The sequence below is a fragment of the Butyrivibrio sp. LB2008 genome (genome assembly GCF_000621565.1).
GTDB lineage: Bacteria > Bacillota > Clostridia > Lachnospirales > Lachnospiraceae > Butyrivibrio.
On record NZ_KK211305.1, the window covers coordinates 103,402 to 117,576 of the forward strand.

15 protein-coding genes are annotated in these 14,175 nt (G+C 40.9%); 13 read left to right on the plus strand and 2 right to left on the minus strand.

Annotation, left to right across the window (positions count from 1 at the left end; all coding sequences use genetic code 11):
- Positions 1–43 precede the first annotated feature (43 nt).
- The 13 genes from recD2 to T356_RS0110505 all read left to right on the plus strand — a co-directional run bounded on the left by recD2 (position 44) and on the right by T356_RS0110505 (position 13,139).
- Positions 44–2,305: an SF1B family DNA helicase RecD2 gene (gene recD2 / locus T356_RS0110445; RefSeq protein ID WP_026514434.1), complete on the plus strand. Its 2,262-nt coding sequence runs from the start codon at positions 44–46 to the stop codon at positions 2,303–2,305.
- A 22-nt stretch (positions 2,306–2,327) separates the two neighbouring features.
- The gene (locus T356_RS0110450) at positions 2,328–3,056 is read left to right on the plus strand and encodes a ComF family protein (RefSeq protein ID WP_197020904.1); all 729 of its coding nucleotides are present in this window, start codon (positions 2,328–2,330) and stop codon (positions 3,054–3,056) included.
- A 20-nt stretch (positions 3,057–3,076) separates the two neighbouring features.
- Positions 3,077–3,484 (plus strand): flagellar protein, encoded by a 408-nt coding sequence (locus T356_RS0110455; protein WP_026514436.1) that lies wholly within the window; start codon positions 3,077–3,079, stop codon positions 3,482–3,484.
- Between the two features lie 9 nt (positions 3,485–3,493).
- Positions 3,494–3,889, plus strand: a complete 396-nt coding sequence (locus T356_RS0110460) for a hypothetical protein (RefSeq protein ID WP_026514437.1) — start codon at positions 3,494–3,496, stop codon at positions 3,887–3,889.
- Position 3,890: 1 nt separating this feature from the next.
- A complete protein-coding gene (locus T356_RS0110465) occupies positions 3,891–4,832 on the plus strand; it encodes a hypothetical protein (RefSeq protein WP_026514438.1) in 942 nt (313 codons plus the stop codon).
- Between the two features lie 17 nt (positions 4,833–4,849).
- The gene (gene cdaA, locus T356_RS19135; RefSeq protein WP_035780965.1) at positions 4,850–5,713 is read left to right on the plus strand and encodes a diadenylate cyclase CdaA; all 864 of its coding nucleotides are present in this window, start codon (positions 4,850–4,852) and stop codon (positions 5,711–5,713) included.
- Positions 5,710–6,987: a CdaR family protein gene (locus T356_RS0110475; protein WP_026514439.1), complete on the plus strand. Its 1,278-nt coding sequence runs from the start codon at positions 5,710–5,712 to the stop codon at positions 6,985–6,987. Before cdaA ends, T356_RS0110475 begins: the two co-directional genes overlap by 4 nt.
- A 16-nt stretch (positions 6,988–7,003) precedes the next feature.
- Entirely contained in the window at positions 7,004–8,353 is a 1,350-nt protein-coding gene (gene glmM, locus T356_RS0110480; protein WP_026514440.1) for a phosphoglucosamine mutase, read from the plus strand.
- Positions 8,354–8,617 (plus strand): HPr family phosphocarrier protein, encoded by a 264-nt coding sequence (locus tag T356_RS0110485; protein WP_026514441.1) that lies wholly within the window; start codon positions 8,354–8,356, stop codon positions 8,615–8,617.
- 57 nt (positions 8,618–8,674) lie between these two features.
- Positions 8,675–9,841 carry a DUF3048 domain-containing protein gene (locus T356_RS0110490; RefSeq protein ID WP_026514442.1) on the plus strand — a complete coding sequence of 389 codons (1,167 nt, stop codon included), beginning with the start codon at positions 8,675–8,677 and terminating at the stop codon, positions 9,839–9,841.
- An 88-nt stretch (positions 9,842–9,929) separates the two neighbouring features.
- Complete coding sequence (gene rfbD, locus T356_RS0110495) at positions 9,930–10,805, plus strand: dTDP-4-dehydrorhamnose reductase (protein ID WP_026514443.1); 876 nt, start codon at positions 9,930–9,932, stop codon at positions 10,803–10,805.
- Between the two features lie 28 nt (positions 10,806–10,833).
- Positions 10,834–11,289, plus strand: a complete 456-nt coding sequence (locus T356_RS0110500) for a divergent PAP2 family protein (RefSeq protein WP_026514444.1) — start codon at positions 10,834–10,836, stop codon at positions 11,287–11,289.
- A 41-nt stretch (positions 11,290–11,330) separates the two neighbouring features.
- Entirely contained in the window at positions 11,331–13,139 is a 1,809-nt protein-coding gene (locus T356_RS0110505; protein ID WP_026514445.1) for an LIC_10190 family membrane protein, read from the plus strand.
- Between the two features lie 38 nt (positions 13,140–13,177).
- Here T356_RS0110505 and T356_RS19140 read toward each other — a convergent pair whose 3' ends face one another.
- Positions 13,178–13,717 carry a hypothetical protein gene (locus T356_RS19140; RefSeq protein WP_051563366.1) on the minus strand — a complete coding sequence of 180 codons (540 nt, stop codon included), beginning with the start codon at positions 13,715–13,717 and terminating at the stop codon, positions 13,178–13,180.
- Positions 13,718–13,761: 44 nt separating this feature from the next.
- Positions 13,762–13,962: a hypothetical protein gene (locus T356_RS20415; RefSeq protein WP_051563369.1), complete on the minus strand. Its 201-nt coding sequence runs from the start codon at positions 13,960–13,962 to the stop codon at positions 13,762–13,764.
- Positions 13,963–14,175: the final 213 nt, after the last annotated feature.

Here is a 14,175-nt window from a genome sequence, read left to right on the forward strand (position 1 = left end):
ATCTTAAGAATCGGGTCTTATTTATTATGCTATACTATTCACTATGGAAAAAGAAAACGTCAAAGGTTATATTGAGCATTTTATTTACAGAAATTCGGAAAACGGTTATTCGGTGGTCAATCTTGTTACGGAAGATGATGAGATTACCTGCATCGGAAATTTCAGAGATGCGGATGTAGGCGATACATTGGAGATGGAGGGTGTATATGTTGAACATCCCGTGTACGGCCATCAGCTCAAAGTAGAATCCTATAAGATAGTAGTTCCCGATGATGCCGTTTCTATGCAAAGATATCTTGGATCCGGAGCAATTAAGGGTGTAGGAGAAGCCCTTGCTGCCAGGATCGTCAAAAAATTCGGAGCAGATACTTTCAGAATAATTGAAGATGAGCCTGAAAGACTTGCTGAGATCAAAGGAATCAGTGAGAAGAAAGCTATAGATATTTCCATCCAGATGGCGGACAAAAGAGAAATGCGCGATGCGATGATCTTTTTGCAGCAATATGGAATAACAAATGCTATGGCTGTCAAAATATACAACAGGTACGGTGCGGGGATTTACGGAATACTTAAAGAGAATCCGTATAAACTTGCGGATGACATAGCGGGAATCGGATTTAAGATAGCAGATGATATTGCCGGAAAAGTAGGTATTTGTGTCGATTCGGAGTACAGGATCAGAAGCGGTATCATGTACACCCTGCTTCAGGGATCCATGGATGGAAATACATACCTGCCCATGAACGAACTTGCGGGTAAGACAGCGACTCTTTTGCAGAACAGTCCACAGGATGTTATCGATAAAGACGATATAATGACGCAGATCCAGAACCTTATTATGGATCAGAAACTTGTATGTAAGGGAGAGGGCAATGTATATGCAGCCTCTTATTATTACGAGGAGCAGGGATGCGCAGCGATGCTGCACGACCTTAATATTTCGGAAAAGATAGGTCCCAAAGAGGAAGAGCTGTTCAGAAAACGTATTCTTGATATAGAGCGCAGGAAGGGAATAGAACTTGACGACCTCCAGAGAGACGCTGTTATAAAGAGCATCGCAAACGGAGTTGTAATAATTACCGGTGGTCCGGGAACAGGTAAGACCACAACTATCAATACGATAATAAATTATTACGCCTCGGAAGGGCTTGATATCATGCTTGCAGCTCCCACGGGACGCGCGGCCAAGCGAATGACGGAAGCTACAGGTTATGAGGCTAAGACTATCCACAGACTTTTGGAAGTTACAGGTCAGGTGGAAGATGACAATGACAGACGCCAAGGCGTTAAGTTTGAGAGAAATCGTGACAATCCGCTCGAAACGGACGCTCTGATAATTGATGAGATGTCCATGGTGGATACTCACCTTTTTAACGCTCTGCTAAGAGCACTTGTGCCGGGAGTCCATCTGATACTTGTAGGTGACAGTTCGCAGCTTCCGAGCGTAGGACCGGGGCAGGTTCTTGGAGATATAATCGCAAGCGGCAAGTTTCCTACGATTTTCCTTAAAAAGATATTCAGGCAGGCGGAAGAAAGCGATATTGTAATGAACGCGCACAGGATTCACAGAGGAGAGAAGCCTGTCCTTGATAATAAGAGTAAGGATTTCTTTTTCCTGGAAAGAAATGACGCGGATGTCATATATAAGCACATGATCCAACTTATAAGAGACAAGCTTCCGGGCTATGTCAATGCTTCGCCTTATGACATACAGGTGCTTACTCCTATGAAGAAGGGCCCGCTCGGTGCGGTACAGCTCAATCTTGTGTTGCAGAAGTATCTTAACCCGCCGGATCCTTCCAAGAAAGAGCACGCTTACGGCGACCTCATCCTCAGAGAGGGCGACAAGGTAATGCAGATAAGGAATAATTACCAGGCCAAATGGGAGGTTGTCGGCAAATACAATATTTCCGTTGATTCAGGAATGGGTGTATATAACGGAGATATGGGAATTGTAAAAGAAATAAATGAATACTCCCAGGATGTTGTAGTTGAGTTCGATGAACACAGAAGGGTGAGATATCCTTTTTCCGAACTCGATGAGATAGAGCTGTCATATGCGATAACGATACATAAGTCCCAGGGCAGTGAGTATCCGGCAGTGATCCTGCCGATTCTGGGTGGACCGAGAATGCTTCTTAACAGGAATCTCCTTTACACAGCCGTTACAAGAGCCAAGAGTACGGTATGTGTTCTCGGAAGCAGCAATACACTGTATGAGATGACTGAGAATGAAGAGCAGCTCAAGAGATACACGGGACTTGCAGATAGGATAAAAGAGATATTTGATGCAGACGGTAACTAAAGATTTACGGGATGTTTTTTGCGTGGTAAAAGAAATTATATACCCCGGAAGATGTCCTGTTTGCGACGGCATTTTGAATACCTTTGAGATAAAGGACGGAAAGCTGCAAAGGGGCGGTCTTATTCACAGGGAATGTGCCAAAAAGATCAGGTATGTCAAACCGCCGACATGCATAAAATGTGGAAAAAGCCTTAAAGGAGTTTACGCTGACGGAGAGTTCTGCGAAGATTGCGCAAAGATAAAACATGCATACGACAGAGGCTTTTCTGTATTTGAATACAGAAGCGTTTCGGGATCGATCTACAGGTTCAAATATATGGGAAGACAGGAGTATGCAGATTTTTATGCAAATGCGACGAAAAAAGTCCTTGGAAAGAAACTTAAAGAGCTTGGAATAGACCTTATAATGCCTGTTCCCATGTATTCACGTAAGGCTGCGGAACGAGGTTATAACCAGGCTGAAGTATATGCGGGAAGGTTGTCGAAACTTCTTGATATACCCATGCGAAGCGACCTGGTCGTTAGGACAAGAAATACGCTTCCCATGAAGAATCTGGATGTCCGCGGACGACGCAATAATTTGAAAAAGGCTTTTAATATACAACGAAATGATGTAAAATTTAAGTGCGTACTTATTATCGACGATATTTATACAACGGGAAGCACGATTGATGAGATTTCCCGTTTGTTAAGAATGGCCGGAGTTAAGAAAGTTTATTTTTTAACACTCGCCATCGGGCAAACTACATAAATATAACGGAGGTCATGTTTATGAACTTACGGAATTGCGCCAGATGTGGCAAAATGTTTAATCATATCGGAGGTCCTGCGATATGTGATCAGTGCAAGAGAGCAATCGAAGAGGATTTTCAGAAGGTTAAGCAGTACATTTTGGATAATCCGCGTGCCAGTCTAAAGCAGATTTCGGAAGATAATGAGGTTTCCACTAAGCAGATTCAGCAGTGGATACGTGATGAGAGACTTATGTTTTCAGAGGGGTCACCGATTCAGATACAGTGTGAGAATTGCGGTGCGCCGATTTTAACAGGAAGATTCTGCGCTAAATGCAAGACATCAATGGCAAATAATCTTAATACAAGCTTTGCAAAGCAGAGACCGGTCATGCAAGATCCGGTCAAGAAGGATAACAAGGCCGGAATGCGTTTCCTGGATACTTAAGGAGCTAAGATGTTAAATGAAGAAAAAGTCATTTTGATGACCAAGATGGCTGCGTTTATTGATCGTGAAGGGAAAAATAATGATGCGATAAACTCTTACTTTAAGAGTGATTATGTCGCTTTTAACATTATTAAGTCGGTTATCAGTGCTACGATTGTTTTTGCGGTATTCATCGCGGCGTATGTTTTATATGATTTTGAAAACGTGTTATCCGATTTATACAATACAGAAAATCTGATCGCAACCGGCAGGAGGTGGCTAGTATACTACCTCCTGCTTGTTGGCGTGTATTCGCTTGCTTCATATATAATTTATTCATATCGATATTCCAGGATGCGCAGGAGTATGAGAGCGTATTATGAGAATTTAAAGAAACTGGCAAGAATGTACGAAAAGGAACAATAACATGACTTCATTATTGGAATTAAAAATTTATATCAAAAAATTTTATATCAAAAACGAGGTTTATATTACCTATGCGTGGAAATTCCTTCTGGCACTGATCACAATTTCCACGATAAACGGCAAATTGGGATACATGGACAGCCTTAAGAATTTTGTGATTGTTCTGATGGCATCTCTTCTTTGCTCCATCCTTTCACCTAATTTTATAGTTTTTATCTCGGCTATATTTATTACAGGGCATCTTTTTTCACTATCATCCGAATGTGCGCTTTTTGCATTGATAGTGTTTATTCTTATGTTCTTGTTATACTTTAGATTTTCACCGAAGGATACACTTGCGGTTCTTTTGACTCCGCTGTTTTTCTTTATGCATATTCCGTATGCGATTCCGTTGGCTATGGGACTTCTCGGAGGACCTTCATCAATGGTTTCCGTATCATTCGGATTGATCATTTCGTATATGCTTTCTTTCTTCTCCAAGAATTCACAGTCCTTTGGAAGTGAAGGAGTGGAAGAAGCTGCCAATGCATTCCAGACGGTAATAAAAGGTCTTATGGGAGATAAGGCTATGCTCGTTTCCATAGTGGCTTTTTCGATAACTATCGCTATTGTTTATGCTATTCGCAGATCGTCTGTGGATAAATCATGGAAGATTGCTATAATCGCAGGTGCGGTTTCGCTTATCATGTGCATTATGATCGGAGACCTTATTTACGATACACAGATGTCACTCGGCGGAGTTGTTATCGGAACAATCATTTCCGCACTTCTTATGTTTGGTGTCGAATTCTTTGCGTTCAATCTGGATTACAGCAGGACGGAAAAAGTCCAGTTTGAAGATGATGAATATTATTACTATGTCAAGGCGGTTCCAAAGGTAACGGTTTCTGCGCCGGAAAGGAAGGTTAAGAAGATCAACCGTGCCATGGATCAGCACAGATGATTCTCTAAGGGATAGGTATGAAAACAGTTCAGGATCTTTTCGATTACAATAGAGCGTTTCGTATACCCTCCATGAGGATATCTGATATTCTGGAAATCGTTATTATTGCATTTCTGGTTTATCATGTTTTGTTGTGGGCAAAAAAGACCAGATTGTGGTCTATGCTTAAGGGAATAATAGTAATTATTATTTTCATTTTGCTCGCGGTACTCTTCAACATGAATACGATATTGTGGATTGTTGAGAGATTTTTGAGTATAACCATTATTGCGGTTGTCGTAATCCTGCAACCGGAGTTACGAAGGGCATTGGAAGAACTTGGAAGAAAGAATATTTTCTCCAATCTGTTTTCGATTGGAGACGTGAAATTCCAGGAACGTTTTTCTGACAAGACGCTCAATGAGATAGTAAGGGCTTGTGTTGAAATGTCCAAGGTTCGCACAGGTGCACTTATTGTTATTCAGCAGAACTATCCGCTGACAGAGTATGAAAGAACGGGAATTGATGTTGACGGTATTGTTACCAGTCAGCTTCTCATAAATATTTTTGAACACAACACACCTCTTCATGACGGTGCTGTAATAATTCGCGGAGACAGAGTTACTTCTGCGACATGTTATCTGCCATTGTCAGACAATATGGGAATAGGTAAGGAACTCGGAACCAGACACCGTGCAGGTATCGGTGTGTCTGAGGCTACGGATTCACTGACTATAATCGTATCGGAAGAGACTGGAAAAATAAGCATTGCATATGACGGAGAGCTCGATAAATCCGTTGATAGTGAGAGATTGAGAGCGAGACTTAAGAGTTTACAAAACAAGCATACGGAAGAAGCGCCTATCAAGCACTTTGCCAGAAAGGCCAGGGTGAGAAAATGAAGAAAATGATGGCTAACTGGGGGCTTAAGCTTGCTTCTTTAGTATTTGCGGCTATTATATGGCTTCTGGTAACGAATATTACAGATCAGCCGAGTTGGTTCAAGATTACCGACGTTACGGTTCAATTACAGAATAAAGACAAGTTGGAAAAAGAGGGACTGGTTGTCGAAGTACTCGACAATTCAACTGTTCTTGAGTCCGTGTCTGTTTATGCGCCGAGATCTGTTCAGGATTCTATGACCAAATCAGATCTGGTGGCAACAGCCGATCTAAAGAACATAGCCGGTCTGGATACAGAGAAAACGGTAAAGATCGATATAACCTCGAGATACAATGTGAGTCAGATAATTCCCGATCACAACGAGGTTAAACTGAAAGTTGAAAAGAGGAGCAAGAAGGGCGTCAATATCGAGGCACGTACAACAGGTAAGCCCTCTGATGATTATATTGCTGGCAAACCCAAGATTGACAAGACACAGGTTCAGATAAGCGGGGCTAAGTCAGACATAGACAAGGTTGCAAAGGCAGAGGTCAGCGTTGACGTAAGCGGACTTGCAGATGATTTCAGTACTGTTGAAGAAATAAAGCTCTATGATGTAGATGGCGAACTTATCGATAATTCAAATATCGATATGAATATAAAAGAAGTTCTTGTGAATATCGATATATTGCAGACAAAGTTTGTGCCTATCGTATATACGGTAACGGGAGAACCTGCGTCAGGTTATGAGCGTGTCGGAGAAGTTGAGAGTAAACCCAACCGCATTCAGATCGCAGGAAAGCCCAAAGCTTTATCAAAGATAAAGGCAATTACCGTAAACGATCCGGATCTTAATATTACCGGACGCACGCAGGATCTTATTTATCCGGTTGAACTGGATAATTATCTTCCGGACGGAATTACTTTTGCGGACAAAGATGAAAAAGGAAAAGCATCCGTAGTTGTTCATATCGGTGCTCTTCAGGAAAATACCTTTGATATTGATACTAAGAATATTTCTCTTACGAACACGATCGAAGGATATGATGTCAAATTGGATGACAGTGAGCATAAAACAGTATCGATAACTCTTCAGGGCACGGAAAGTGCACTTGCGGCTGTGAATCCCAATACAATAACGGGTGTTGTGGATCTTGGACAGTTAGTTGCAGCCGATGACGAAGAAGAGCTCAGAGACGGTACGTATAATGCTAAAGTAGAATGGACTCTCCCGAACGGATTAAAGGCAAAGGGTTCGACTGAAGTTCGTCTTCATGTTAGAAAAAATAATTAAAAATGAGGTTATTGTAATGGGTAGATTATTTGGAACAGATGGTGTAAGAGGCGTAGCAAATGATGAGTTGACACCGCTTCTTGCGATGCAGCTTGGACAGGCAGGAGCCTATGTTCTTTCAAAAGAAGTAAATCACAGACCGACTATCATGGTAGGTTGCGATACGAGATTATCAGGAGATATGCTTGCAAGTGCACTTATGGCGGGTGCATGCTCGGTAGGAGCAGATGTTGTTAATGTCGGAGTTATTCCTACTCCCGCGGTTGCATATCTTACAAGAAAATACAGAGTTGATGCCGGAGTAGTTATTTCGGCTTCACACAATCCTATGGAATTCAACGGGATAAAGTTTTTTGACGCAAACGGATACAAACTTCCCGATGAACTTGAGGATGAGATCGAGGCACTTATCAAGAACAATATGGAAGGCGTTAAGATGCCTACAGGTGCCGGAATCGGTAAGATCAAGAACAGAAGTGATGCAAAAGAAGAGTATATAAATCATAATCTTAGAGCGGTTGATATCAGTCTTGCAGGAATGAAGATCGTAATGGACTGCGCAGAGGGTGCTTCTTATTATACATCTGTTGAGGCAATAAAGCAGTTAGGGGCAGATGTTGTAGTTATTCACAACAATCCCGACGGAACAAATATCAATGCAGGTTGCGGCTCAACACATATGGAAGAACTCAGAGGAAGAGTTGTTACCGAGAATGCAAACATCGGTCTGGCCTTCGACGGTGATGCAGACAGATTCCTTGCAGTAGATGAAAAAGGCAAGATGGTTGACGGTGACGAGATTATGGCGATTATCGGTAAGTTCATGAAGGACAACGGTAAGCTCGCAAAAGATACTATTGTTGCCACTGTAATGAGTAACCTTGGATTCTTTAAGATGGCTGAGAGAGAAGGTATACAGGTTGATAAGACAAAGGTCGGAGACAGGTATGTTCTTGAGCATATGAAAGAAATCGGTGCAAATCTTGGCGGTGAACAGTCCGGACATATCATATTCCTTGATGACAATACTACAGGAGACGGTCTGTTATCTGCATTACATCTCCTTGAAGTTATGGTAGTTACAGGCAAGCCGCTTTCAGAGCTTTCCAAAGTTATGGAAGTAATGCCGCAGGCACTTGTAAATGCGCATGTTCCTACACACAAGAAGGAAGCTTTCATGGAGTATCCTGAGATTGCAGGAGCTATCGCTGAACTTGAAAAAGAATTTGCCGGAGACGGAAGAGTGCTTATCAGACCTTCAGGAACTGAGCCGCTTGTGCGTGTAATGATCGAAGGCAAAGATCAGGCTAAGATTGATGAAGAGGCTAAAAAGCTTGCGAAGTTGATCGAGGAGGTTATGTTATAAATGGTTAGCAAGAAGGTAGTCATTACAAATCCTACAGGTTTGCACTTAAGACCTGCGGGAAATCTTTGTAAAGTGGCTATGAATTTTAAATCACATATAACTTTTGCATATGGCGACAATATCGCCAATGCAAAAAGTGTGTTAAGTGTTCTCGGCGCTTGCGTAAAATGTGGCGACGAACTTGAGTTTAAATGTGAAGGGCCTGATGAAGAAGAAGCTATGAGCGCTATGGTTGAAGCTATTGAAGGAGGACTTGGCGAATAAGCAATAGATGTGATAAACTTGGCAAGTGAAATTTCGGAGAGGGATAGATTTTTTGCTATGAGCAAGTTCAGAGCAATATTGCCGGCATTAATGGCAGCGTCAATGATATCCGGATGTTCGGCATCAGATAGTGCGGTTGTCGGAATCAGTATTGATAAGCTTGATGAATTACAGCAGGATGACTTATCTGCTACAGAAGCATCAACAGAAGAAAATGATGATGACCTTCCTCCAAAAGAGGGCATGGTAAGAAGCTTTTTTACCAATGAATGGGTCAATGAAGAAGTAAACAACAAACGACCGCTTGCGGTCATGTATCCGATAAATAAAGAGGCACAGCCTCAATATGGTTTAAGCAATGTTGCTGTATTTTATGAAATAATGGAAGAAGGCAGCATGAGCAGACAGATGGGAATACTTGAGGATTGGGAAAAACTTTCAAGGATTGGAAATATCCGAAGCATCCGCGATTATTTTGTACAAGCGGCACTCGAGTACGACCCGATCATAGTTCATTACGGTGGACCTGAGCTTTATGTAAAGACAATCCTTAGACGTGAGGATGTCGATAATCTCAACGGTGTAGGCGGTGTGATGGGTTCAGACTACAGGGCTTTTTACAGAGTACCTGCCGGAAGCACATCAGAACATACTGCATTTACTGATGGTGAGCATGTTTCGGCGGCAGTAGACAGAGCGGGTTTTTCGCGTGAGCACCGTGATCTGTTTGAGAGAACAGCACATTTCAATTTTACGGGAGTAAAGAATCCCAATACATTGGATGATTATTCTGATGCTGCCACGGCCACGGAGATCAATATGGCGGGGTGCTTTCCCGTTACCAAGTCTTCGCTTAGATATGACAAAGACAAGGAATTATATTTAAAGAGCATTTACGGGATGGCGCAGAAGGATGCGATTACCGGAGAACAGCTTGCTTTTTCAAATGTGATAATCCAGAGGGCGTATCACCAGGTGCGTGACGACAACGGCTACCTTGCATATCAGATGCAGGATACGACACAGGATGGTTATTACATCACAAAAGGGAAAATGATCCATATTACGTGGGAGAAAAAAGATGATTATCTTCCCACAACATATTTTGATGATAGAGGGAACGAGATAACACTGAATACCGGAAAGACAATGATCTTTGTAATTCAGGAGAAAGGTGGATCGTTCTCGAAATTTCAGGTCGACGGTATTACATACGCAGATTGACAAATTATATGGCGGACGGCATTGATGCCGTCCTTTTTCAGAAAAGATATAAAAAGATTCATTTTAGTAGGAGTCAGAAGGAGTACATATGGACAAGATTATTGTAACGGGTTGTAATGGTCAGCTTGGAAGAGCAATCAACAAGGAGCTAGGTGCAACCGGAAAATTTGAGATAGTTAATACAGACGTGTTTGAGGGAGAAGGAATTATTCCTTTGGACATAACAAATGTTGATTCTGTGTTAAAGCTTGTTAGGGATGTTAAACCCAAGACTATCATTAACTGTGCGGCATATACTGCAGTAGATAAGCAGGAGAGTGATATTGATCTTTCATACAAGATAAATGCTATAGGACCCAGAAATCTGTCTATAGCATCTTCTGAAGTAGGAGCAAAGCTTGTTCATGTATCTACTGACTATGTATTTGCAGGAAATGCAGATAAGCCATACACAGAGTTTGATGCAACCGGCCCTGTCAGTGTATACGGCAAGACAAAGCTTGCAGGAGAAGAGTTTGTAAAGCAGTTTGCGAGAAACTATTTTATAATCAGAACAGCATGGTTATATGGTGATGGCAAGAACTTCGTAAAGACAATGCTTAAGCTTTCTGAGAATCATGACGAAGTAAGCGTTGTAAACGATCAGCTCGGAAATCCCACAAGTACAACAGAACTTGCAAAGGCTATTCATTATCTTATGAATACAGAAAATTACGGTATTTTCCACGGAACTTGCGAGGGAGATACAAACTGGGCTGATTTCACTGAGGAAATTTTCAGGATCGCAGGAAAGAAAACTAAAGTTAATCACGTTTCAACAGCAGAGTATCAGGCTAAGAACCCACAGTCTGCACCCAGACCGGCATATAGCATTTTGGAGAACTACATGTTGAAACTTACTACTGACTTTATGTTTGCTGACTGGCATGATGCGATCGAGCAGTATCTTAAGGAACTTGTTTAATCATTTGGTTTTAGTTGTAGAGGTTTAAATGCATTTTTGGAATGAATTACTTGGTAATAAAGTTTTGATCGCCGCATGTAGCGGATGGTTTGTTGCACAGGTTCTAAAGACAATTATATATGTTATCGTAAATAAGAGTTTTAATCCTGAAAGACTTATGGGTGACGGGGGGATGCCAAGTTCGCATTCTGCGACTGTTATGGCTGTTGTGTCATCTACATGCGTTATATACGGAGTAAGTTCTTTTGAGTTTGCCATATCGGCGGTTCTTGCACTTATCGTAATGCATGACGCTATGGGCGTAAGATGGGAGACCGGTATTCAGGCCAAAGTCATTAACAATATGATGGACTGGTTTCTTCAGCTTGATAAGGATATACCGGTAGAAGAGAAACTTAAAGAGTTTGTAGGACATACTCCTATGCAGGTTCTCTTTGGAGCGATACTTGGAACATTTATCGGTTATTTCATGGCCGGAATGTAATATGATACATATTTTCTAATGGAACGGGGGCTAGTTGCAGCATGTTATCAGTTATTCTTATTTGGTTGTATGTAATTCTAACAACATACCTGATAGGATACGGTTTCATAAGTGTTGTATTATCTTTTTCCAAATACGGAAATAAAGGTAAAAAGAGCAGTGACAAAGCCTACCGTTTTCATTCTCATACCGGATATATAATGGCCGGTGTTTTAATCTCCACTGTATATGCGCAGATCTGGAGTATCTTTGACAGAGTTGAGTTAAATTGTCAAATCTTTCTAATGTTCTTTGCTTGTGTCTCAGGCGTTGTTTACAGAGATAAGATGAGCGAAGAACTCAGGATGCTTCTTCGAATTCTCCGTTCTTACAAAAGCAGAATATTGTACCTGATAGTTTTCTTTTTGATGGCTTACGGAACTTCAAACGGAATCATGCACTATGATTCCGACCTTTATCATGCGCAGGCAATCAGATGGATAGAAGAGTATGGAGTAATAAAGGGACTAGGTAATCTTCATGTCAGACTCGCGTACAACAGTGCGGCGTTTCCGCTTTCTGCTCTTTTTAGCATGAACTTCCTGCAACTCGACAGGTCTTATCACGTTATGGCGGGATTCTTTGCGCTTATTCTTGCATGGGAATGCGTTGATCTTAAGAGTGTTGTGAGAAGAGGGAATATTGTAATATCCGATTTTGCAAGGCTCGCTGCAATTTATTATCTGTTCGGAATATATGACGAGATGGTCGCTCCGGCATCGGACTATTTTCTTGCGACATTGGCATTCTATATCGTGATCAAGTGGCTCGATCTGTATGTGCGACGTGAGCATTCGTATGTGCCTTATATATTCCTGACATTCTTAAGCGTATTTGCAACGACTATCAAACTTGTCGCGGCACCTCTTATGCTTATCGCGACTATTCCTATATACAGGCTTCTTAAGAATAGATCAAAGTACAAGTTAAGAGTGTTCTATGCATCTGTTGCCGGGGCTCTATTAATAGCAATTCCGTTCTTTGTCAGGAACGTGCTGATCTCAGGCTGGCTCATGTATCCCGTTACTGCGATTGACCTGTTTAATGTTGATTGGAAGATACCCAAGGGAGTTGCGGAATATGACGCATTGGAGATAAAAACCTTCGGAAGAGGCTTTTCAGATGTGCCTACATATGCACATGCACCATTCTCGGTATGGTTACCAAACTGGTTCGCAAGCCTTTCAACATTCAATAAAATGATCATAATCATGGATATCCTGGCGATATTGGTATACATTGCACTTTCAATCCACTACGTGCTGGTTGATGCAAAAGAAAGCGTGCTTGGAGAAAAGAAGATCCCCGGCAAGGTTTTTGATATCAACATGCGAAGCATGCTAAGAACAGGAGACTTCTTCGCAATAGGAGGCACAATGATAGTCTGCTTCCTGTTCTGGATGGCGAGTGCCCCGCTTATCAGATATGGTGTTGTATTTGCACTTCTGACAGCGGTAGTCATACTTGGAAGAGTAGTGATACTTCTTATAAACAAACTGGATAAGAACAGAAAAGAAATTGTATTCAAGGTCTTTGTTGCTATAACGTTTTTGTGGCTTGTTTATAAGGGCGTAAATCTTGTTGTTGATGCGGAAAAGAGATTTAATCCCTCGTACCTCTTGAAACAGCAGGATTACGGAACATACGAAGTAAAAAGCTACGAAGTAAACGGAACCACATTCTATTACCCTACAGAAGGCGACAGAGTAGGATATGATCCATTCCCGTCATCACCGGAGAACTTGGACGGAAAGCTCGAATTTATAGGTGAAAATATAGAAGACGGCTTTAAAAAAAATAATGATATATAGTAAAGGGCTGCAATGGCAGCCCTTTATTTAAAAGAATATTATGAGAATAGTGTTTTGGTCCCTTCAAGGAATAAATCATTTGAATTCATCATTTTGATTAGTGCAGTTGTACCTAAACCTTTATGATAATTTTGGGTATTGCTTATTTGTAAAAAAGTATTTCTGGCAGTTAACATAATTGATTTTACTAAGTCTTGATAGGTTGTTTCAACGCGATTGTCTTTTGAATCGTTTTGAACTGATTGATTATTATTTTTTCTATTTTGATATTCCAAGTAGTAATTGTCGCTTTGAGCGAATAGTTTATTGGTTTGTTGACTTGTAATATATCCTTCCAAATTGGCGAGTCTGCGATTAAATGCTTTATCTAATCCATCCAAATCTTGCTTGAGCGAAATCGACTGTTTGCCGGTAATGCTATAATCAACGTTTCTATCGCCATTTGCATGAGCATCTACAATTTCGTTATAAAGAGTCTCATAAATATCCATCATGGACTTCATGATGTCATTTATATTTGGGTCACGTCCCTCGCTTTTTCGAATCTGCTCATAAGTATTTTGGCTTAAATTTAGCATTTTTGAGTAGTGCTCAAATTCAATCTCGTTAGTGTTTTCAGCTGTTAATAAAAAACCTCGGTTGTTTCGGTTTCTGGAATTAACATTTGAACACTTTGTTTTAATGCAGCTAACCCTTCATCTGATATCTGTAAATCGATATCTTGAGGAGTTGATTGTTCTTTTGGCCATTGATTTTTTCCTTGATCAACTGATTTTTTTTCAAATAAACTCACTGATGGAACGGCTGAACTTTGTATTCTCATTTGATACCTCCTACCATGTACGTGGTTCTTCACCATTGTAATATGGGTAATAGTATTTGGTTCAGAAACTGTGTGTTCTTACAAAAGACATATTATTTGATTCTGCAGCGAAATCATAAAAATAGTTGATTCTTTGGATATCGACTAATTTTCCTGTGTTTGAATAGAAATACATACTGCACTTGTTATATCGTCAAAATATTCTGATAATTT

Excerpts from the sequence above, each read along its gene's own strand:
- T356_RS20415 (WP_051563369.1), bottom strand. The coding sequence starts at position 13,962 with ATGAGAATACAAAGTTCAGCCGTTCCATCAGTGAGTTTATTTGAAAAA.
- T356_RS0110465 (WP_026514438.1), top strand. The coding sequence starts at position 3,891 with ATGACTTCATTATTGGAATTAAAAATTTATATCAAAAAATTTTATATC.
- glmM (WP_026514440.1), top strand. The coding sequence starts at position 7,004 with ATGGGTAGATTATTTGGAACAGATGGTGTAAGAGGCGTAGCAAATGAT.
- rfbD (WP_026514443.1), top strand. The coding sequence starts at position 9,930 with ATGGACAAGATTATTGTAACGGGTTGTAATGGTCAGCTTGGAAGAGCA.
- T356_RS0110475 (WP_026514439.1), top strand. The coding sequence starts at position 5,710 with ATGAAGAAAATGATGGCTAACTGGGGGCTTAAGCTTGCTTCTTTAGTA.
- T356_RS0110460 (WP_026514437.1), top strand. The coding sequence starts at position 3,494 with ATGTTAAATGAAGAAAAAGTCATTTTGATGACCAAGATGGCTGCGTTT.
- T356_RS0110505 (WP_026514445.1), top strand. The coding sequence starts at position 11,331 with ATGTTATCAGTTATTCTTATTTGGTTGTATGTAATTCTAACAACATAC.
- T356_RS0110455 (WP_026514436.1), top strand. The coding sequence starts at position 3,077 with ATGAACTTACGGAATTGCGCCAGATGTGGCAAAATGTTTAATCATATC.
- T356_RS0110485 (WP_026514441.1), top strand. The coding sequence starts at position 8,354 with ATGGTTAGCAAGAAGGTAGTCATTACAAATCCTACAGGTTTGCACTTA.
- T356_RS19140 (WP_051563366.1), bottom strand. The coding sequence starts at position 13,717 with ATGCTAAATTTAAGCCAAAATACTTATGAGCAGATTCGAAAAAGCGAG.
- T356_RS0110490 (WP_026514442.1), top strand. The coding sequence starts at position 8,675 with ATGAGCAAGTTCAGAGCAATATTGCCGGCATTAATGGCAGCGTCAATG.
- T356_RS0110500 (WP_026514444.1), top strand. The coding sequence starts at position 10,834 with ATGCATTTTTGGAATGAATTACTTGGTAATAAAGTTTTGATCGCCGCA.
- cdaA (WP_035780965.1), top strand. The coding sequence starts at position 4,850 with ATGAAAACAGTTCAGGATCTTTTCGATTACAATAGAGCGTTTCGTATA.
- recD2 (WP_026514434.1), top strand. The coding sequence starts at position 44 with ATGGAAAAAGAAAACGTCAAAGGTTATATTGAGCATTTTATTTACAGA.